The 21,354-nt window shown below is 38.1% G+C and carries 15 protein-coding genes; 4 read left to right on the top strand and 11 right to left on the bottom strand.

All coding sequences use genetic code 11. The annotated features are described in order from the left end of the window. Window positions 1-23: 23 nt before the first annotated feature. From budA to CZ809_RS11425, 4 genes are all read right to left on the bottom strand, one after another. A complete protein-coding gene (gene budA / locus CZ809_RS11440; RefSeq protein ID WP_045038424.1) occupies window positions 24-743 on the bottom strand; it encodes an acetolactate decarboxylase in 720 nt (239 codons plus the stop codon). A 12-nt stretch (window positions 744-755) separates the two neighbouring features. After that, a complete protein-coding gene (alsS, locus tag CZ809_RS11435) occupies window positions 756-2,420 on the bottom strand; it encodes an acetolactate synthase AlsS (protein ID WP_080157753.1) in 1,665 nt (554 codons plus the stop codon). Between the two features lie 273 nt (window positions 2,421-2,693). After that, on the bottom strand, window positions 2,694-3,884 hold the full coding sequence (locus tag CZ809_RS11430; RefSeq protein WP_080157752.1) for a NupC/NupG family nucleoside CNT transporter: 1,191 nt from the start codon (window positions 3,882-3,884) through the stop codon (window positions 2,694-2,696). 623 nt (window positions 3,885-4,507) lie between these two features. Further along, window positions 4,508-5,977, bottom strand: coding sequence for an MltF family protein (locus CZ809_RS11425; RefSeq protein ID WP_080157751.1), 1,470 nt, complete (start codon window positions 5,975-5,977; stop codon window positions 4,508-4,510). Between the two features lie 182 nt (window positions 5,978-6,159). Here CZ809_RS11425 and CZ809_RS11420 point away from each other — a divergent pair, with 182 nt between their 5' ends. The 3 genes from CZ809_RS11420 (at window position 6,160) to CZ809_RS11410 (ending at window position 8,941) form a co-directional block, all read left to right on the top strand. Beyond that, complete coding sequence (locus tag CZ809_RS11420; RefSeq protein WP_080157750.1) at window positions 6,160-7,065, top strand: hypothetical protein; 906 nt, start codon at window positions 6,160-6,162, stop codon at window positions 7,063-7,065. Between the two features lie 77 nt (window positions 7,066-7,142). Then, window positions 7,143-7,634 carry a YehS family protein gene (locus tag CZ809_RS11415; RefSeq protein ID WP_080157749.1) on the top strand — a complete coding sequence of 164 codons (492 nt, stop codon included), beginning with the start codon at window positions 7,143-7,145 and terminating at the stop codon, window positions 7,632-7,634. 224 nt (window positions 7,635-7,858) lie between these two features. Continuing rightward, window positions 7,859-8,941 carry an aspartate/glutamate racemase family protein gene (locus CZ809_RS11410; RefSeq protein ID WP_080157748.1) on the top strand — a complete coding sequence of 361 codons (1,083 nt, stop codon included), beginning with the start codon at window positions 7,859-7,861 and terminating at the stop codon, window positions 8,939-8,941. Between the two features lie 64 nt (window positions 8,942-9,005). On the opposite strand, the gene copI is transcribed toward CZ809_RS11410, so the two are convergent. The 5 genes from copI to CZ809_RS11385 form a co-directional block, all read right to left on the bottom strand. Further along, window positions 9,006-9,536, bottom strand: coding sequence for a copper-resistant cuproprotein CopI (gene copI / locus CZ809_RS11405; RefSeq protein WP_080157747.1), 531 nt, complete (start codon window positions 9,534-9,536; stop codon window positions 9,006-9,008). Window positions 9,537-9,539: 3 nt separating this feature from the next. After that, entirely contained in the window at window positions 9,540-12,704 is a 3,165-nt protein-coding gene (locus CZ809_RS11400) for an efflux RND transporter permease subunit (RefSeq protein ID WP_080157746.1), read from the bottom strand. After that, window positions 12,704-14,422 carry an efflux RND transporter periplasmic adaptor subunit gene (locus CZ809_RS11395; RefSeq protein WP_080157745.1) on the bottom strand — a complete coding sequence of 573 codons (1,719 nt, stop codon included), beginning with the start codon at window positions 14,420-14,422 and terminating at the stop codon, window positions 12,704-12,706. The genes CZ809_RS11400 and CZ809_RS11395 overlap by 1 nt, the downstream gene beginning before the upstream one ends. A 12-nt stretch (window positions 14,423-14,434) precedes the next feature. Then, the gene (locus CZ809_RS11390) at window positions 14,435-15,817 is read right to left on the bottom strand and encodes a TolC family protein (protein ID WP_080157744.1); all 1,383 of its coding nucleotides are present in this window, start codon (window positions 15,815-15,817) and stop codon (window positions 14,435-14,437) included. Window positions 15,818-16,040: 223 nt separating this feature from the next. Beyond that, a complete protein-coding gene (locus CZ809_RS11385) occupies window positions 16,041-16,433 on the bottom strand; it encodes a hypothetical protein (protein ID WP_080157743.1) in 393 nt (130 codons plus the stop codon). Between the two features lie 296 nt (window positions 16,434-16,729). Here CZ809_RS11385 and lgt point away from each other — a divergent pair, with 296 nt between their 5' ends. Further along, window positions 16,730-17,530 carry a prolipoprotein diacylglyceryl transferase gene (gene lgt, locus CZ809_RS11380; RefSeq protein WP_080157742.1) on the top strand — a complete coding sequence of 267 codons (801 nt, stop codon included), beginning with the start codon at window positions 16,730-16,732 and terminating at the stop codon, window positions 17,528-17,530. Window positions 17,531-17,586: 56 nt separating this feature from the next. Here lgt and CZ809_RS11375 read toward each other — a convergent pair whose 3' ends face one another. Then, complete coding sequence (locus CZ809_RS11375; protein ID WP_199190739.1) at window positions 17,587-20,190, bottom strand: TRAP transporter permease; 2,604 nt, start codon at window positions 20,188-20,190, stop codon at window positions 17,587-17,589. 127 nt (window positions 20,191-20,317) lie between these two features. Next, on the bottom strand, window positions 20,318-21,277 hold the full coding sequence (locus CZ809_RS11370; protein WP_080157741.1) for a TAXI family TRAP transporter solute-binding subunit: 960 nt from the start codon (window positions 21,275-21,277) through the stop codon (window positions 20,318-20,320). Between the last annotated feature and the right edge of the window lie 77 nt (window positions 21,278-21,354).

Here is a 21,354-nt window from a genome sequence, read left to right as displayed (position 1 = left end):
TTAAGGGAATATTAACTTAGAAATTATTTTTCTGTGGTATGAATAGCCGCTTTTAGATCATCAGGATTTAAATCTGCACGATCAAATTCTTGAGATGCAGGCATACGTAAATGGAAATCTTTGAAGATTTCAACTTCAGCTGTACCTTCTGTCAAAATGAAGTCACTCACATGACCACCTTGAGTACGGTCATCGCTAATGAAATGGAAGTGGAATCCTGGAACATTAATACCGATCATGTATTCAGGAATCTTAAAGCCGATCATTACACCAGAGACATGGGTCATTTCTGCAATAGGTTGATGTTTTACGACTTCTACCATTGGCGGATAAGGGCGATGTTGTGCTGGTACGGTACGTGTTTTAACGTATGAAAATTTACCCGTTAAGCGAATCGCATTAATAGCATTATTGGCAACAAAATCATTTTCTAAGCACGTTTCAAACTCAGCTTTAGTTTGTTCAATAAGACTTACTTTTTCAGTTGGTTCAAAATTAACCACTGAAGCAAAGGGCGTAGTAATATCATGATTAACTAGATGTACTTCACCAGTACTGGTTAGTTGATATACTTCATCACCTAAAACAATCATTTCACCGTCAAGGTCATTAAAGGTACCAATGCCAAAGTTACCATGGTCAAGTAGTTGACCAATTGTAAAATCGCCTTGGTATAAACCTGCAATTAAAGCACTCATCATTGAGGTTTGGTAAAATGTCTTTTCGTTAGGTTGCTGACTCATGATGTTGTCCTATTAATCTTGTTGGCAAGGGTGAAGTTGATCAAGTAGACGGCTATTATCACGGTAGTCAATATTAACGTTAACTAATACAGGACCGCTTAATGCCATTGCTTTTCGTAGTACTGGTTCAATATCATCAGCAGTATTAATCGCTAAACCATAAGCACCAAAACTTTCGGCATACTTAACAATATCTGGGCCCATAAAGCTCACTGCACTTTCACGACCATATTTTTTAAGCTGCTGAATTTTAACCATGTCATAGCTGTGATCTGTCCAAACAAAGTGAACAATATTACATTTATGACGAACTGCGGTTGCCAATTCCATCGATGAAAATAAGAAGCCCCCATCACCAGACATTGAAATAACTTTTTCATTTGGTGTCAGTAGTGATGCAGCGATAGCCCAAGGTAAAGCAACACCTAATGTTTGTTGACCGTTGCTGAACAACAAGCGGCGTGGTTCAAAAGAGTGGAAGTAACGTGCCATCCAAATATAGATAGAGCCCACATCACAGCATACTGTGGTATCGTCACTTACAAACTGGCGTAAGTCATGAACAAAACGTAATGGATGGACACCCATTGATGATGTTTTATTAACACCCATGCGCATAATCTGTTGTAGGTCTTGACGTAAATCTTGAAATTTCTGATTATTTTCAAGTGATTCACGTTGATCTAATTCAGCAGCAATAGAAGCAACAGAGACCGCAAGATCACCAACGACTTCCGAAATTGGGTTATAGCTAGCTTCTAAATCAGCTTGTTGATAACCCACATGGATAATAGGTGTTTTACCGTCTTTATTCCATAAGATTGGATCGTATTCAATTGGGCTATAACCAATAGTAATAATTAAATCAGCATTGTTTAATGCAATATCACCTGGTTGGTTTTTAAATAAACCCACACGACCAAGAAAACAATCATATAAATTATGTGAAATGACACCTGCAGCAGCAAAAGTATTTACCACGGCAATTTTAGTTTGTTCAAGTAATTGACGAATAGCACCTGTAACAAAAGGCTGACTCGCATCCATACCTAATAATAATACTGGATTTTTAGCTGCGTTAATAAGATCAGCCGCTTGACGGATAGCTTGTGGGTGCGCACCACCAAATAAAATTGGTTTTGGTTGTTGTACTGGAATAAAAGGGATTTGGTTGGTTAGTACATCCTGAGGAAGGCTAACAAAACTTGCACCTTGAGTTGGTTGTTCTGAAATACGAAATGCTTTATGCACGACATCAGGTACAGAAGCACTGTCCATTACTTCAGCGGAAAACTTAGTAATAGGGTTAAACAGAGAACGAGTATCCATTGATTGGTGCGTATTATGGGAATACATCGAAAGGGGAACCGCACCAGCAAGTGCAACAACAGGATCACCTTCACTATTTGCCGTAGCAACACCAGTCACGAGATTTGATGCGCCAGGACCTGAGGTTGCAAGACAAACACCAGCTTTGCCTGTTAAACGACCTGTTGCGGCTGCCATGAAAGCTGCGTTTTGTTCGTGGTGACAAATAATGATTTCAGGACCGTTATCACATACGGCATCAAACACAGCATCGATTTTAGCACCAGGAATACCAAAAATGTGGGGAACGTCATGTGCCTTTAGGGTTTCAACGACAAGTTCTGCACCTGAAATGGTTTTATTTGACATATAAGCCTCATGGTTATAATTGTTGATCGGCTCAGGACATGTTTTCGCTAAATCGAATTTAATGTGATGAGTAGCATAAAATCTAAATTATTTATCATACAAATGAAAGGGGCTAAAATTGGAAGTTAATATTACTTATTTAATTAAGTGCAGTGGAATAAATCGCATATTAGTGAAAAATAGAGGTTGTAGGCTGGGATGAAAAATTGAAGATGTTGATTCTTATATAATTAAATGGCAGGGCTTAATAAACCCTGCCATTGATTGATACTGCTATAGCATAATGTTGGCAATTAATGCAGATAAAATACTAACTAAGGTTGAACCATAAAGTAGGCGTAAGCCAAAGCGAGCAACCATATTACCTTTCTCTTCGTTCACACCTTTAACCGCACCAGCAATAATACCGATAGAACTGAAGTTTGCGAATGACACAAGGAAGATAGAAACCGTACCAACAGTGTGCGCAGACAAAGTACCTACTTGTTTTTGAAGGTCCATCATTGCAACAAATTCATTAGTTACAAGTTTGGTTGCCATAATACTACCAGCTTGTAATGCCTCATGAGCAGGAACGCCCATTAACCATGCAACAGGGTAGAATAAGTAGCCAATTAAGTTTTGGAAGCTGATGCCAAATGCTGCATCAAAGCCTGCATTGATCATTGAAATGAGTGCAATGAAACCGATAAGCATCGCCGCAACAATAACAGCAACCTTAAAGCCCATTAAAATATATTCACCCAGCATCTCAAAGAAAGTCAGTGTTTCACCACTTTCTGCTGCCATCATTTCATCAATATCCATCTCAGCTTCGTGATCGTAAGGATTGATAATAGACAGAATGATGAAGGTACTGAACATGTTTAAAAACAATGCAGCAACAACATATTTTGGGTCGATAAGCTTCATGTATGAGCCAACGATAGACATAGAAACCGTTGACATTGCCGTCGCTGCAAGGGTGTACATACGACGCTCTGACATTCCGCCTAAAATGTTTTTATACGTGATAAAGTTTTCAGACTGACCAACCATTAATGCACTGATTGCATTGAATGATTCTAGTTTGCCCATGCCATTGACTTTAGATAACAAGAAACCTAACGCTTTAATGATGTAAGGTAATACTTTGATATGTTGCAGAATACCAATTAATGCGGAAATGAAAACAATCGGCATTAATACACTTAGGAAGAAGTTAAAATCATTGTTATTCGATAAATTACCGAACACAAAATTAGTACCATCACCTGCAAATGAGAGTAAACCATTAAATGCATCTGCAAACTCTTTTACAATACCTGTACCTGCTGATGAGTTGAGTAGGAAGTAAGCAAGTGCTAACTCTATTATAAGTAGCTGAATAATATAGCGATATTTGATGTTCTTTCGGTTGTTGCTGGCAAGTAAAGCTAATACTGCAATAACGACTAACCCGAGTATAAAGTGTAAATAGACCATATTGGATTGTGCTCAGTGTGATTATTATCTGTTTATGTGTGTATGCTGAATGATTTCATTCTTCGATAAAGTGATATATATCGCATTTTTAATCCAGTAGTTTTTTTTGCAATTGACAAAAACTAATTTTTCACGTTTGCGCAATCGCTTGCTATTTGTTTGAATATGGTGATAAAAATAAGAATAATAATGAAGACACTGAATGTAACTCCATTATGTTTTGTGATTTGTTTCATGTTATATGATTGAAATATTTAAGTTAATTAGGTTGTTATGGCTTATTATGAGGCAAAGTTTTTTAAATTAAGTATTTTCTATCTGGAAGGGTAAAGAGTAATGCTAATATTGTGAGTGAATTTATCGTACTAATATTAAAATGTAATATTGGAAATATGAGTTATGATTGCGACTGGTATTAATTTACATTATCAATAGATAATAGAATGATATTTACTCTATTAGTCTTGTTACAGGTGCTGTAATGAAAAAATCATCCAAAAACCGTAAATTATGGTATTTCCATAAACATGATCGCCGAACTAAACATTTATCACTACCTAATTTAAAATCATAATCACTATTGTGCATATTGCTAATGGTGATTATGACTGATTTTTGATGTGCTATTTAAATAACACTGGAGCATCAAATCTATAGGGTGGAATAAAAGGGCGAATACCAGAGTCACGGAAACGTTGTAGTTTCATTATTTGTTTGTAAACAATGAAATAACGATTGATGTTATTCACATAGACAATCGGTTGTGATCCAATATGTTTACGGGTAATAAGTTCAACATTATTAAACCAAACGTTAGGGTTATAACCTTGTTCTTTGGCATAACGCCGCATTTTATTGATATTGCCAGGGCCTGCATTGTAAGCAGCGAGTGAGAGATACATTTTATTATCATAATCAATTTCATCACTGCTAAAATATTGGTCTTGTAAATAACGCATATATTTTACACCAGCATGAATATTGTTTTTTGATGTATATATATTAGGAATATCCACACTAGGGTCACGAGCAGTGCTGGGTAGTACCTGCATGATACCGACGGCACCTTTGTTTGATACTTTATGTTGATTTAGCCCTGATTCTTGAAAACCTTGCGCCATTAACATTAAATAATCAAAGTCGTATTGTTTTGAATAGCGAAAGAAAATATGCGATAAACTTTCCATTTTATCGATATTATTAGGATCAAGTAGTGTATTAAGCCAACGATGGTTTTCAATATATTTACTGTAAATAATATTACCTATTAATGTCCCTTCTTTTACTGTATCAATATAGCGATTAACCAGTGCCATTAGGTTGGGGCTATCTTTACGTATCGCCCAAGCTATTTGACCGTCATTACGTAAAACAAAATGATCATTAACACGGATATTTTTTAATATGGGTTGCCAGATTTTTATTTTGTGGTTATCTATCACTGTTGCATTGAGTAGTTCTAAATTTATAAGTTCTAATAATTCATAATCTTGTAGTGTTTCATCAATAAACAATATTGATGCGGGTGGTAAGTTTTGCATGCGCAATTTATTATTAATTTTGAGTAAACTTTGATAGTAACTCGAACTTTTTCTCACCCAGATTGTTTTACCACTTAAATCGGTTACTTTGTTAAAGGGGGGCTGTTTAATATTGTTAATAAGTACTTCTGATATATTGGTAAGTACAGGTTGACTAAAATCAACTTGTTTTTTACGTTCAGTTGTTATTGTAATATTGGCAATGGCTAAGTCGCCTAAGCCTTTAACTATATAAGGTAACAATTTATCTCGATGGACAGGAATAATTTGTAAGTGCATTTTTGGGTGTGTTTTATGAATGTCTTTCTCAAAATGCTGCAATAAATCGGCAATAATACCTTTAGTTATACCATCTTCTATATAGTAAAAACCGAGATCTGCTGCAACCAATACTCGCAATACCCGCTTTTTTTCTAATTCAGCTAAATCACCCACATATTCAGAGCCACTAAGTGGTGCTAATTGAACAGCATGAGTCTGGAAACTTACTAATAGTAAACACAATGCGGCGAGCCCGTATTTATATTTAATGAGGTGTGGAATATTAATCATTATTTAGCTGCCATACCGAAGTGAACGGAATTTATATGTTTAAGATTAATTATGGTTGGTAATGGTGAAATTTGCTTATTTATATCAGGTTTTTGTATGTTTTTTTCCTGTTTTTCATACGCGCAATATAATGATAGTATACAAGGATATTAATTTTTAAAGATATAATTCATACGGGTAATATGCTGATAATAAAAAGAATTGTTGTTGGATTGTCAGTAGTGTTATTACTGCTGTTATGTAGTCTTGGTGCCACTTATTTTGTACGTAATGTTCTTTATGTGGATATTTTGGCATATATGCCTAAAAAGATAAGCGAAACCTCTGGTTTGGCTATTATTAATGGTGATATTTGGACGCATAACGATACGTATGGTGATAATAAACTTTATCGTTTAAATCATGATATGACGGGTATTGCACAAATCGTAAAAGTAAATAATAGTCGTAATTATGATTGGGAAGATTTAGCGCAAGATCAGCAATTTTTATATGTTGGCGATATTGGTAATAACCTTACTATACGCAATGGTGGTGTTATTTATAAAATAGAGCAAAAAGGCCTCAATCAACAACAAGCAGTAACACCAGCGGCAAAAATACAATTTCAATATAATGATTTTACTAAAGGTTGGTTTAACAAACATAACTATGACAGTGAAGCCATTACGGTTGTTGGTGACCAGATATGGTTATTTTCAAAAAACTGGAAAGATGAGAAAACTCGACTTTATCAAATAGATAAAGGCGAAGTAAATAAAGTCCAGCATTTAAATCCGGTCGCTGAATACCCTAGTAAAGGGTTAATTACAGGGGTTGATTATAATCCTGAAACAGCAACATTGGCGTTTATTGGTTATCGCCGAAATATATATCTAGGTTATTCATTTATTTGGCTTGTAAAAGTGAAGGATGATAAACCAGATTGGTCAACGGGTATTTATAAGCGATTAGGTAATTATTCACAATGGGAAGGAATTCATTGGTATGGTGCTGGAAAGTTACTAATCACAACAGAGAAAACGCCACTCAATAAAGCATTAATTGCTACGCTTGATGTACAAAAGCTGCTTGATTCGAGTGAATAGCGATGAATTATCTGTTATTCTGCGCTGATAATTTCGCTGTGATTATTACAACCACAGCATACTAAATTGGATAAATTGTGACTAATAACGATGTTTTGCGCCGTGTTCGCTATACTTTTGATTTAAATGATAGCGAAATGATCGCTATTTTTGCTGCTGCTGATTGTGAAGTAACGCGTGAGCAAGTTTGCAGTTGGTTAAAAGCTGATGATGCAGAAGGTTATAAGAGCTGTTCTGATGAACAAGTTGCTACTTTCTTAAATGGCTTTATTAATCAAAAGCGTGGCAAGAAAGAAGGTGAACAGCCTGCGCCAGAGCAAAAAATCACAAATAATATTATTTTTAGAAAATTACAAATTGCACTAAACCTGAAAGCAGATGACGTACTTGATTTGTTTAAATTGGTTGATTTTCGTTTAAGTAAGCATGAATTAAGTGCTTTTTTCCGTAAAGTTGATCATAAACATTACCGTGACTGTAAAGATCAGGTGCTACGTAATTTTTTACAAGCATTACAGATCAACCACCGTGGCGTTGAGCCATCAGAAGAAACAATTGACGATAAGTAATTGTTTTAGTTGATACTTACGACAAAAAAGCAGCTTTTATTAAAGCTGCTTTTTTATTGGCTGTCATTTGATCAATATAGGTGTTATTAAAGGGTTTATATTTTTGAAATATTTACTAACATATTAATCAATATATTTGCATTCTTCATTATACTTATCAAAGTAAAAACGCCCGTTATTCTATAAGTTGTCGACTTCGATTATAAATATGAGTCATTGAGCTTATGAAAATTAAGGATAATTTTAAACAATCACGTATTGGTATCATTGGTGGAATGGGCAATGAAGCGATGGTTGATTTAATGGCTAAAATTTCTTCATTGCCTGAGCATAAAGAATGTCAATTTGTTGCCTTCGGTAATGCACGTTTAGCTTATAAGCCTCAAGAAATACTGCAACAATGGCTACCAACAGATATACCTGAATTACGTAAATTTGACACCGCAGTATATACATTACGCTTAATGCAATATTTAGCGGTTGATCATCTTGGTCTTGCTTGCAATAGCGCCCATGAATTATTTCGACGGATATTGCCTGATATACCAGTAACTTTTGTTGATATGATTAAACAAACAGCAACGTCGTTACAAGGTTACCAAGATACTGTATTAGTCATGGGCGTTAATAGTCTGATAGAGTCAGGGTTATATCAAACAGCTTTAACCGAGCAAGGAATTAAAGCGACACAGCCTGCTGTTGAGAACCAAGTGAAGATAATGGAAGCTATTTACAATCCTGATTTTGGTATTAAAACGGCTAAAATTACTCAGCAAGCAGAAACACTACTATATGAAGTGATATGTGATGAGATTGCTAAACAAGGTTGTACTAAAGTGATATTGGGCTGTACTGAATTACCATTAGCTTTAACAGCCTCCAGTTGTCAGCGATTTAAAGCACAAGGGATGTTGCCGTTAAATGTTGAAGTTATTGATGCATCAATGGCATTAGCACAAGCATTAGTGTCTACTCAAGGACAAAGTAAAGCATTAATTCAACCTTTGGTAACCTACCAAGGGCAGCACTTAGATTGGGCAACACCGCTGGCTTTTAATGTTAGCTCATTAGATCAAGCGATTATGATTCAGCAGCGTATTTTTGATTATACGGTACATTATTTAACTGAGCGTAATCAGAGTCTTGCTGGAAGTTATTTTCATTTACCGACATTATTCTTTTCAGAGTCGGCAACGGATATTAAGCAAAAGTTAGTTGCTTTAAATATTGATGTTTATAGTGATATTAATATCTTAGATAAGATTATAACGAACAAGTTAGCTAATTATTATTCTGACTTTGAATAATAAATAGTAAAATAAAACGAGATAGAGAATAGTATCTACCTCGTTTTTTATTTTTAATAACGGCTTATAACGTGATGGTTTGGGTCATACCTGCGGTGGCATGTCCTTCCATATTACAAGCAAATTCTATCTTGTTACTGCCATGGAAGTGCCATAATACTTGTTTGGCTTTTCCTGGTGCGACCATTACTGCATTGCCATTCTCTGTATGGTGACCTTTCCCCATTTGTCGAGATTGTGCTTGTTCTTGTGGTGAGCCAATTGAAAATTCATGTGTCATTTTTCCTGTATTCATCACCACAAATTGCACCACATCATTAGGTTGAATATCAGTGGCTTTTTTAAGGGTGATCGTCATATCATCACTAAGGGTGACATAAACTACTTTATTCGGTTTTGAACCTAGGGCTGGCATGCCGACATCAGACATACTTTTCATGTTCATCATTTGATGGTCCATTTTAGTGGTATCCATTTGTGAATGATCCATACCACTATGATCCATTGCTGCGTGATCCATGGTTGAGTGGTCCATTGCAGCCATCGCTGTTGTGGTTGTTAAGGCTAGTATTAAAGTAAGCAGTGTTTTTTTCATGACTCATTCCTTTGTAATTGATGATGAATTTAATGATGTTGTGGTCTTGGTATTAAGCTCACGACTTTTCCAAAGTTTGAAGGTGGCTGGTAATACTAATAACGTCAGTAACAGTGCAGATGCCATTCCGCCAATCATAGGTGCGGCAATGCGTTGCATGACTTCAGAACCCGTACCTGAGCCATACATTATTGGAATCAAACCAATGATAACGGTTAAGACTGTCATCATTACTGGGCGTACACGTAATCCAGCCCCTTCACTGATCGCTTGTTGTAAATCAGCAGCGGTTAATGCACGTTGTTGCTCTTGTGCATCCTGTTTTTTAAATGCCCATGACTGATTTAAGTACACCAACATAATCACGCCAATTTCAACCGCGACACCAGAGAGCGCGATAAAGCCAACGCCAACAGCAATTGAGAAATTAAATCCAAGCATGAACATCAGCCATAAACCACCCACCATCGCTAATGGTAGGGTAGCCATAATAATGAAGACTTCTTGCACGCGGCGGAAACTGAAATAAAGTAGCAGCATAATAATGGCAAGAGTAATTGGGGTAACAATACTCAAACGGGCTTTTGCGCGTTCCATATATTCATATTGACCAGACCATGCTAATGAATAACCTGCGGGCAGTTTTAATTGTTTCGTAACTACTTGTTGTGCTTCGGCAACGTAAGAACCTAAATCTCGTTGATCAATATCGACAAAAACCCATCCATTTGGACGTGCATTTTCAGTTTTGATCATTGGTGGTCCATCTTCGTAACGAATATCCGCAACATCAGCCAATGCGATACGGGCACCATTGGGGGTAATTAACGGTAGATTTTGCAATTTAACCGCTGAATCACGGTAAGATTGTGGGTAACGTACATTAATAGGATAACGTTCTAAGCCTTCAATGGTTTCACCCACGTTCATTCCACCAACAGCGGTCGAAACTATCTGTTGAATATCTTTAATAGCTAATCCATACCGTGCTGCTTGGCGGCGATTAATATCAACCGTGATATAACGGCCTCCTGCAACACGCTCGGCATAAACCGAGGTAGTACCTTTGATATTATTTAAAATAGGCTCAAGTTCTGCACCGATCTTTTCGATAACTTTTAGATCTGGGCCTGCGATTTTGATCCCAATAGGTGTTTTGATACCTGTGGCTAACATATCAATACGGGTTTTGATCGGCATTACCCATGCGTTAGTTAAACCAGGAAATTGGATCAATTGATCTAATTGTTTGCGTAAAGACTCAGTGGTGACACCTTTTCGCCATTGATCTCGTGGCTTGAATTGGATCACGGTTTCTATCATGGTTAATGGTGCAGGATCGGTTGCTGTATCTGCTCGACCTACTTTGCCCCAAACCGTAGCGACTTCTGGGACTGTTTTAATCAGTTTATTGGTTTGTTGTAATAACTGACGAGCCTTACCGATAGAGATCCCCGGATAGGTGGTTGGCATATACATCAAATCACCTTCGTCTAACGGTGGAATAAATTCACTGCCAAGTTTCGTTAATGGGTAGTACGAAGAAGCCATTAAACACAGCGCAATAACGATGATTGTTTTTGGAAACTTAAGACTTACATTCAATAATGGACGGTAAAGTGCAATGACAGCACGGTTCACGGGGTTTTTATGTTCAGGTAAAATTTTACCGCGAACAAAATAGCCCATTAATACGGGAACTAGAGTAATCGCTAAACCAGCCGCTGCCGCCATAGCGTAGGTTTTAGTTGATGCTAATGGCGAGAACATCTTACCTTCTTGTCCTTCGAGCGCGAACACGGGAACAAAACTTAAGGTAATGATCAGTAATGAGAAGAACAAGGGTGTACCGACTTCTTCTGCCGCTTTACCTATCACTTGCCAACGGTTTTCATCGGTAAGTGGGGTACGTTCAATGTGTTTATGCACGTTTTCTATCATTACAATCGCACCGTCAACCATTGCACCGATTGCAATAGCGATACCGCCTAGTGACATGATATTGGCATTTATACCTTGCCAATGCATGATAATAAAAGCAGATAAAATACCAATCGGTAAGCTAATCGCTATTACTAATGAAGAACGAATGTGGAATAGAAATAGTGCACAGACGATGGCAACCACAAGGAATTCTTCTGCGAGTTTTTGCCACAGATTCTTCACCGCATGGTCAATTAATGTTGAGCGATCATAAGTGGCTACAATCTCAACACCTGCTGGTAAGCCTTGTTGTAACTGTGCTAGTTTAGTTTTGATGTTGGCGATGACTTGACTGGCATTTTCACCAAAGCGCATCACAATAACACCACCGACAGCTTCACCTTCACCATTAAATTCAGAAATGCCTCGGCGCATTTGCGGACCAAGGTTAATATCTGCAATATCTCCGAGTAACAGTGGCGTACCATTTTCGGTCACTTTTAATGGCAGTGATTTTATGTCCTCGATATTGGTCAAATAACCTGTAGTACGTACCATATGTTCGGCTTCAGCCATTTCAATAACGGAAGCACCGGTTTCTTGGTTACCGTTTTGAATCGCCATATTTACTTGCTGTAACGTGAGGTTATAGGCCCGTAGTTTGGACGGATCGATTTGAACTTGGTATTGTTTGACCATGCCACCAACGGTTGCAACTTCAGAAACACCTGCAACAGTTTGAAGTTCATACTTTAGAAACCAATCTTGTAAACTACGTAATTCGGCTAAATCATGCTTACCTGTTTTATCTTGTAATACATAACTATAAATCCAGCCAACCCCAGTCGCATCTGGTCCTAAGGTTGGTTTTGCATTGGCGGGTAACTTAGGTGCAACTTGGCTTAAATATTCAAGTACACGAGAGCGAGCCCAATACATGTCAGTCTTATCATTAAAGATAATATAGACATAGGAATCGCCAAAGAAAGAATAGCCACGGACCGTTTCAGCGCCCGGTACGGCTAACATGGCTGTTGTTAATGGGTAAGTGACTTGATCTTCGACCACTTGTGGTGCTTGACCTGGGTAACTGGTCTTAATGATGACTTGAACATCAGACAGATCCGGCAGGGCATCGACGGGGGTATTTTTAACGCTGTATAAGCCAGCAATGGTTAAAAATAAGGCCGCAATTAATACCAATAAACGGTTATTGATTGACCAACGAATAATAGCAGGGATCATTATTTATTCTCCATTGGTTTAATATCTTGCAGAGTGTAATCACTGCCATTTTTAATCAGCTTAAACCGAATCGATTGCCCCTGTTTAAGATCGGTTAATGCAATACTATCGTCGACAGTAAAATTCATTTCACCCGCAGGCCATTTCCATTCAGGTACTGCTTGGTGGTTAACCGTGATCATATTAAATGCAGGCATTAACATTGAGATATCACCGTTTACCCATACTTCATTAGCTATATTGTGCTTCTGTTTTTTATAATCAATGATGTTATATTGATTATCTGCTGTTTTTTGTAGCTCAAATTTAATCTGTTGACCTACTACTAAGTCTTTAATTTTTATATTTTTATCAATATTAAAATCCATCGTCATCGCAGGCCAATTCCAAGCACTGACTGGCTGGTGGTTGATGGTTAATATTGTTTGATCAGCATTGATCGCAGTGATCTCTCCTTGAGCCCAAGTGACGGCGGTTGCTTTATCGACACTGTCGACACCATTAATACGTGAGAGATCAGCCGTTTTATTTGATTCTGAATCAAGCATAAATTGTGCTGACGTGACAATACGATCAGCCGTGGTTAATCCTGCGATAACTTCCACGAGATTATCAGCTTCACGACCAATACGGATCTTTACTGATCGGTATTTTCCATTACCTTCAGCGAGTACAACGCGGGTCATATTGCCTGATCGAATCACGGCTTGAGTCGGAATAGTGAGAACAGCAGTTTCTGTTTTTGGGGTGAGGGTAATATTGGCGAACATATTGGGTTTTAATTGCTCATTATGATTAGCAAACTTTAACCGCATCCGTAATGTACGCGTTTTTGGATCTAAAATAGGGTAAACATAATCAACTTTGCCTTGCCATTGTTGGCCAGGAATAGCGTCTAGTGTCATATTTGCTTTGCTACCTGTGGTTATCCAATGTGCTTGGCGCTCAAATATTTCAGCATTGACCCAGACTTCATTAAGAGGCCCAGCGCTAATAGCGGCTTGTGCGGGTGATAAATAGCCCCCTTCACGAATATTTAAGCTTGCAATAACACCATCAGCGATAGCTTTGACTTCAATGGTCTTCGTTGCTTTCCCCGTTTTGATAATGTGTTTAATTTGTTGTTTGTCGACGCCAAGAGCGGCTAAACGATCACGGGCACCTTGCATTAAACCACTACGGCCTGTGCGATAAGCATTAAGTAATTCTTGCTGAGATTTGACTAATTCAGGCGAATAAAGAGTAAATAACACATCGCCTTTATGTACCTGTTCACCAACAGCATTGACGTATAATTTTTGAACCCAACCACTGACTCGAATATTGGTTTGCCAGAGCTGACTTTCATCAAAATCAACGTAACCAATAGTGTCGATCTTAGGTGTTAGTTTTTGCTTAATAACAGCAGCAGTTTTTACGCCTAAGTTATTTTCAACCGCAGCATCAATAATAACCGTACCGGCAACATTTTCTTTTGCAGCATCTTTTTCTGCATAAACAGGAATGAGATCCATCCCCATTGGTGATTTACCCGGTTTATCACGTTGGTAATTGGGATCCATTGGAGCAACCCAATACAAGGGTTCACTGTTTGAAGTGGTCGCTTTTGAGTCCATCGATACAGAATGATGTGACATATAATATGTAGCACTAACTCCAATAGCTGTACCAATAAGTAAGGCAACAGCCGCAATTTTAACGGTATTTTGTGACGTCATGATATTACCTACTTATTGATTGTTATTATTGATGGTTGTTGAGTGCTGAAGCTGTAACGAGTGTGGTTGAACATCAAAACCATTGACTAATGAGGCTAAGTTGCTGTTAGTAATGTTTAAGTCGGTAATAACCCGTGCTTGTTCAATGACTAAAGCGAGTTCATCAGTGGCTGCGGTGATTACATTATTAAATTGCGCCGTATTATTTTGATAACCACGCTCAACAGCTTGCGTACGTGCTTTTGCTTGAGTAAGTAGGGTGGTTGTATAACGCGATAAGCGCTGGCTTAAATTATCACGTTCAACCAGTAAGGCATTTACCTTGGCGTTCATTTGATTGAGCAATAGATCACGTTGTGATTTTGCCGCTCCTACTTGATATTGCGCCGCCGCATAATGGTGATCTTGACGGTTATCAGTAAATAGCGGTAAATCCATGGTGAGATAGGCACTCACTAGATCAGAGGCTGGTTTGCCTGACATACCATTGGCTTGGCGAGAGGCATACATAACTTCAATACCAAATTGAGGTTTATAGGCTTGTTGACTAATGGCGACTTGGGTTTCATTAGCTGAAATAGCACTATTGGCAATAAGCACCATTGGATGTTGTTTCAGTAATGAATAATGTTGGTTAGTGGCGGTTAAACGCGGCATTAATTGGTTAAGACGTTGCCAAGATAACTGGTTTGATGCTTGGACTATTGTTTGCGTTGTAAGCCAATCAGTGCCCAGCCATTCAGACAGTTGTGCCATGATACGGTGCTGTGTTTGTAGATTTGTTTGTAATTTGTCTTCTATCTTAACGACTTGCAGTTTAACTTGGAGTAAGTCTTGAGCTTCACCACTACCGATAGCGTAATTAGTCTTGGTGAAATTAGCTAATTCAGTTACAAGACGGTGGTTACGTTGTAAGGTACGATAAACAGATTGTTGATAGCCTAATTCTAACCATAATTGGGTCATTTTATTGGTAATATCAAGTTCACGAACCGCTTGTTGTGTACCAATAGCTTGCGCTTGAATCTCGCCTTTTTGTTGCTGTAAATCAAGGGTGTTACCACGGTCAAATTGCTGCATTAAACCAATTGATAATGTGGTCATTGGATCAGTGTTTAGAGAAAAACTATCCGTAGGTAAACCACCGATACCCAGTTTTAACTTGGGATCAGGTAAGCTATTGGTACCTAAGCTGGTTTCCTGCATTGCATGTTGCTGAGCACTAATTTGCGCCATATTGGCATCGTTTTTAATCGCTTTAGTGATCAGTTGTGTCAATTGTTGCGATTGCTGTGTTTTTGTCGCTGCAGTTGTTGATGGTGACGCAAACAGTGTTACCGGTGTTATCGAGCTAGCACTGATAGCCAGAACGAGCATAGAAGTTGTAACGTTCATAACGTAATCCAGTCTTCCATAAGCGAATATAAAACAATATAAGTGATGATCTAATTATTATTACGCAGTTAACTAAGTAATAACGGTCTAGAACAGTCATTGAATTAAATAAGGCTTATGGTGATCTTAGATCTGCTGCAAAATAATTAAATACAGATCATAAGATACAATTAATCTATCACGGACAATAATGATGTCGTGAGTAAAAATAGATTAAACGGATTTATGCTATTGGAGGGCGATATAACGTTGGCGTGGTAGTATTTAATTGGTGTGTTTTTTCTATAGCGATGAGCGTCAGATTTGATGGCTGAAATAAGTTTTCAAATTGGCTCGGGAGAAAAGCAATATTACTTAAACATGCGATAGAGCAACAATTATCAACGCCACCCATTTTATCGCAATGTGCTGCCGATTGTTGTGCTTGGTGGTGTTGATGATCGAGCATTGATTCATCATCACAGCAATCCATCGTTGATGACATTACCATCATTGAATTATTCATGCTGAGCATTTTTATCGACATTAAAGGCGCACTGGAAGCAACACTTGATAGCAATAATGCTATAAGCGTAAAGCTTGTAATCCAAATTGTGCGAAGACGTTTAATATACATCTTAAGCCTTTAAGTAAAGTTAGACGTTATTATATGCAATTATTACTATTTGACGTCAAGCATTAATTATAATGTGGTGTGTTATTAAGGCATAAAATGCCAAATATAATGCATCAAAATGTTAGTTATATTGTTTAATGATTTTTATTTGCTGAATTATTAATCGTATTTATCATAAATAGTTTGAGAAATTAAGCTGCGGTTTATTCACCCCACTGGTTTTTCTTGCTAATCTGTAATCATTCTCGATAGCATCTATTGTTTTTGGCTATTGTTCACTCAGAAGGTAATCTTGTTTGAATCATTTTGTTTGGGATGTTAATCCAATACTAGTGTCATTCTTTGGTTTAAAGATACATTGGTATGGCGTGCTATTTGCGCTCGCTATTACGTTTGGCTTCCAAGTTATGAAGTCAATTTATCAACGTGAAAATAAGCCAATTGAAAGCTTAGATTCATTACTTATGTATGCCGTTGTCGGTATCATTGTTGGCGCTCGATTATTTCATGTAGTGTTCTATGATCCAGATTACTACTGGGCACATCCAGCGAAAATTTTTGCTGTGTGGGAAGGTGGACTTGCTAGTCATGGTGGCGGCTTAGGTTTAATTATTGCGGTTTACTATTACAGTAAAAAGTATGCTATTGACCGTATGTGGCTTCTTGACCGATTAGCAATAGCAACTGCATTATTTGGTTTCTTTGTCCGTTTTGGTAATTTCTTTAACTCGGAAATCTTAGGCACCCCAAGTAATTTGCCATGGGCGGTTGTGTTTGAACGTGTTGATTTAATACCACGTCATCCAGTTATGCTTTATGAAGGCTTTTCTTACTTAGCAATATTCTTCTTATTATTTGCTTTATATAGAAAAACCGATATCGGTAAGTATAAAGGATTGCTGTTGGGTTGGTTCTTAGTCTTGGTGATGACAGTACGATTCTTACTCGAATTTATTAAAGTACACCAAGCGGATTACTCAACCGATATGGTGATTAATACCGGTCAGTTATTAAGTATTCCATTTATTTTAGTGGGTATCTATTTGGTGATTAAAGGCCAAAGAGAACGTCGTTTACAACACGCTAAAAATAGCTAATCTAATACTTTAAAAAGAGACAATAGAAAGCCGATCAGATGATCGGCTTTTTTTGTTTATACGGTAGCGGATTTTTGTGGTGTTTTTGCTATTGGTACTGATATTAAACGTCGACGCTGATTTTGAATAATAACCCCAAATAATAATATCGCTGGCAACCACAACCATTCTTTACGCCAGCGTTCAACCGGAACTCTAATATCGAGAATTTGTTGATCAAATTGTAATTGCTCTTTAGCGGCAGGGCTGCCAAAAGTTACCATGTCAATCAATGTCTTGCCTTGGCTTTGATAGGTTTCAATGCCAATGTTTGCTAGTTTTTGTTGGCCAGTATCCCCCTTAGGAACGGTAAATAACACGCTAAACTCTCGGTGTTTACCAATCGCATCTTCACCTGCAATTCGCATTCGAATAACATCACCTGTAGGTAGAGTATCAAGAGTTTTTATTAAGTGTGTTGGCGCAATATTTTGAAAAGGATCCACTATTAAGTCTTGCCAAAAACCGGGACGAAATAGAGTAAAGGAGATCAATAATAATGCGATATTTTCATACCAACGATTACGCGTAATAAACCAACCTTGGGTTGCCATCGCAAAAATAAGCATCGCAATAGTCGCAATAATGAAGATAATAATGCCATGACTCACAGTGACATCGATCAATAATAAATCAGTATTAAAGATAAACAAAAACGGTAATGCAGCAGTACGTAAGCTGTAATAAAACGCTGTGATCCCGGTTTTTATTGGATCGCCTTTTGATACGGCGGCAGCGGCAAATGAGGCTAACCCAACTGGAGGAGTTACATCGGCCATAATGCCAAAGTAGAACACAAATAAATGTACAGCGATTAACGGTACAATTAAGCCATTTTGCTGACCAAGTGTCACTATCACTGGTGCTAATAAGCTTGAAACAACAATATAGTTAGCCGTAGTGGGTAGCCCCATTCCAAGAATAAGGCTTAATAGTGCTGATAAAATTAGCATCAGCATTAAATTACCCATTGATAGCATCTCAACCAAATCAGCTAAAATTAATCCGACTCCGGTTTGAGAAACCGCACCCACAATAATACCCGCGGTAGCAGTGGCGATACCTATTCCTATCATATTGCGTGAGCCTGCAATTAAAGCTTCAATCAGATCATTTTTACCATCATTGAAATCACCATAATGATAGCCGTCTTTACGTAATAAGCTCAGTAGCGGACGTTGAGTGATGATAATACCAACCAGCATCACCGAGCCCCAAAAAGCGGATAACCCTGGAGATAAACGCTCGACCATTAAACACCACACTAAGACCACAACCGGTAAGATAAAATGTAACCCTGCTAATAAGACACTGCGTGTTTCTGGTAATTCATCTAATGGCGCATCAGGATCATCTGTGGGTAATGGTGGATGAGTGGCTGCCACTTTTAATAAACAGAGATAAACCGTAATTAGTAAACCGCCAATGGCATAAGCTGCATAATTACCTAATAATGGTTTGATCCATCCTAAGCCATAATAGATTGCTAACGAAAATCCACTGATTAACAAACAACCAAAGCTAAAGCTGGTTAAGCGTACTAGCCATGGCTTATGTTGTTTAGGATTAATTGCGGTCATTCCCAGTTTTAGGGCTTCTAAGTGAACAATATAAAGCAAAGTAATGTATGAAATAGCCGCAGGCAAAAAGGCATGCTTAATAATATCGATATAAGGAATGCCGACATATTCCACCATTAAGAAAGCTGCTGCGCCCATAACTGGCGGCATAATCTGCCCATTTACTGATGAAGCTACTTCTATTGCGCCCGCTTTTTCCTTGCTAAACCCGACTTTGCGCATCATTGGAATAGTAAATGTGCCCGTTGTGACAACATTAGCTATTGATGATCCAGATATTAATCCAGTTAGCCCTGATGCAACTACTGCGGCTTTTGCTGGCCCACCACGAAGGTGCCCTAATAAACTAAAGGCTAATTGAATAAAATAATGTCCAGCACCTGCACGCTCAAGTAAAGCGCCAAATAGCACAAACAAAAAAACAAAGCTGGTGGATACCCCTAGTGCGATTCCAAATACACCTTCGGTAGTGATCCATTGATGGTTCGCAAGAGAAGCAAATTGCACTCCGCGATGAGCAAGTAGCCCTGGCATCCAAGGACCTGCAAAACTATACCCAATAAAGCCTAGTGCAATAAGAGGCAATGCAGGACCTAACACTCGTCGAGCGGCTTCTAATAATAATGGTAAACCAATACAAGCCACTACAAGATCAAGTTGGGTTAAGCTGCCAGGGCGTTGGGCTAATTCATGGTACATGACAAACAAATACAATGAAGTGGCTGCCGCAATCATCCCTAAAGCGATATCACTGTAGGGAACTCGATCGGTTGCGGAAGACTGACGTGCTGGAAAAACTAAAAAAGCGAGAATAAGCGCAAAGGCTAAATGAATGGCACGGGTTTCGGTGTCATTAAAAACCCCAATACCAATAATAAAAGGCAGCGGGGATGCGATCCACAATTGAAATAGTGACCATGAAATTGCGAGCAAAGTAATTACTTTTGCCATAATGCCAGTCGGTAAACGTGCACCGACATCTTTCGCAATCAGATCTTCTGTCGAAAGTGGATTATCGGATATTAGATTATGTTGAGCCATATGTATTCACTTACAAGTTGGTACTAATGAAAACAGGGAGCACAATTAAAACGATAATTTGCTGTCTATTTTCATTAATAAAAGAAGGGTAAGCGAGATAGAAGAATTATCTCGCTTGGTGGTGAAGTTACATCCAGCCACGTTCTTTGTAGTAGCGAATAGCGCCATCGTGCAGTGGAGCGGTTAAGCCTGCTTTTATCATGTCAGTTTCTTTGAGATCCGCAAAAGCAGGATGCAGGCGTTTGAAGCGATCGATATTAGTAAAGACTGACTTCACCAATTGGTACACCATTTCAGGATCAGTGTCAGCGTTGGTTGATAACACCGCTTTACCTCCAATTGAAACAGTATCATTAGGATTACCACGGTACATGCCACCAGGAATAATCGCTTTTGTGAAATAGCTCTTTTCTTTTAATAGTGCATCAATTTCAGGGCCTGTAACCGCAATTAAACGAGTATCTGTTGTGGTAGAAGCTTCTTGAATCGCGCCATTTGGGTGACCAACAAAGTAGCTCATTGCATCTATTTTATTATCACTCATTGCAGGTGCTTGTTCGGCTGGTTTGAGATCAGAAACCAAACTGAAAATATCACTATTCCAATTTTTAACCGTTAAAATCTGCTCAAATGTATCACGCTGCCCTGAACCGGGATTGCCTAAGTTTACGCGTTTATTTTTTAAATCATCAAAGGTTTTAATCCCTGAATCTTCACGAGCAAGAATGGTAAATACTTCACTTTGTAGAGAGAAAACCGCACGAATATCGGTCATTTTGCCATGATCTTGAAAAGGAGATAAGCCATTAAGTGCTTTAAATTGATGATCAGACTGCATGATACCAAAGTTATATTCATGGCTACGTAAACCATTTACATTAGCCACACCACCACCACTGGTGGGTGCATTACATTTGATATGGTGAGTATCTGTAGTGCGGTTCACAAATCGACAAATAGATTGTCCAGCAATGTAATAAACACCTGTTTGACCCCCTGTGCCGATCGAGATAAAGCTATCGGCTGCGGTTGCAAAACTTGAGCAAAGTATTCCGCCGAAGGCACTAATAATAGCGAGTAGTTTCATTTTAAAATCCTTTTAATGATTATTACAGAGTGATAATTGTTGTTTTCTTTATCACCATGGCATTTATGCTGTTTTTG

It is taken from the genome of Photobacterium piscicola (assembly GCF_900166965.1).
Lineage (GTDB): Bacteria > Pseudomonadota > Gammaproteobacteria > Enterobacterales > Vibrionaceae > Photobacterium > Photobacterium piscicola.
This window is presented reverse-complemented; position numbering and strand designations above follow the sequence as displayed.

Excerpts from the sequence above, each read along its gene's own strand:
- budA (WP_045038424.1), bottom strand. The coding sequence starts at position 743 with ATGAGTCAGCAACCTAACGAAAAGACATTTTACCAAACCTCAATGATG.
- alsS (WP_080157753.1), bottom strand. The coding sequence starts at position 2,420 with ATGTCAAATAAAACCATTTCAGGTGCAGAACTTGTCGTTGAAACCCTA.
- CZ809_RS11430 (WP_080157752.1), bottom strand. The coding sequence starts at position 3,884 with ATGGTCTATTTACACTTTATACTCGGGTTAGTCGTTATTGCAGTATTA.
- CZ809_RS11425 (WP_080157751.1), bottom strand. The coding sequence starts at position 5,977 with ATGATTAATATTCCACACCTCATTAAATATAAATACGGGCTCGCCGCA.
- CZ809_RS11420 (WP_080157750.1), top strand. The coding sequence starts at position 6,160 with ATGCTGATAATAAAAAGAATTGTTGTTGGATTGTCAGTAGTGTTATTA.
- CZ809_RS11410 (WP_080157748.1), top strand. The coding sequence starts at position 7,859 with ATGAAAATTAAGGATAATTTTAAACAATCACGTATTGGTATCATTGGT.
- copI (WP_080157747.1), bottom strand. The coding sequence starts at position 9,536 with ATGAAAAAAACACTGCTTACTTTAATACTAGCCTTAACAACCACAACA.
- CZ809_RS11400 (WP_080157746.1), bottom strand. The coding sequence starts at position 12,704 with ATGATCCCTGCTATTATTCGTTGGTCAATCAATAACCGTTTATTGGTA.
- CZ809_RS11395 (WP_080157745.1), bottom strand. The coding sequence starts at position 14,422 with ATGACGTCACAAAATACCGTTAAAATTGCGGCTGTTGCCTTACTTATT.
- CZ809_RS11390 (WP_080157744.1), bottom strand. The coding sequence starts at position 15,817 with ATGAACGTTACAACTTCTATGCTCGTTCTGGCTATCAGTGCTAGCTCG.
- CZ809_RS11385 (WP_080157743.1), bottom strand. The coding sequence starts at position 16,433 with ATGTATATTAAACGTCTTCGCACAATTTGGATTACAAGCTTTACGCTT.
- CZ809_RS11375 (WP_199190739.1), bottom strand. The coding sequence starts at position 20,190 with ATGGCTCAACATAATCTAATATCCGATAATCCACTTTCGACAGAAGAT.
- CZ809_RS11370 (WP_080157741.1), bottom strand. The coding sequence starts at position 21,277 with ATGAAACTACTCGCTATTATTAGTGCCTTCGGCGGAATACTTTGCTCA.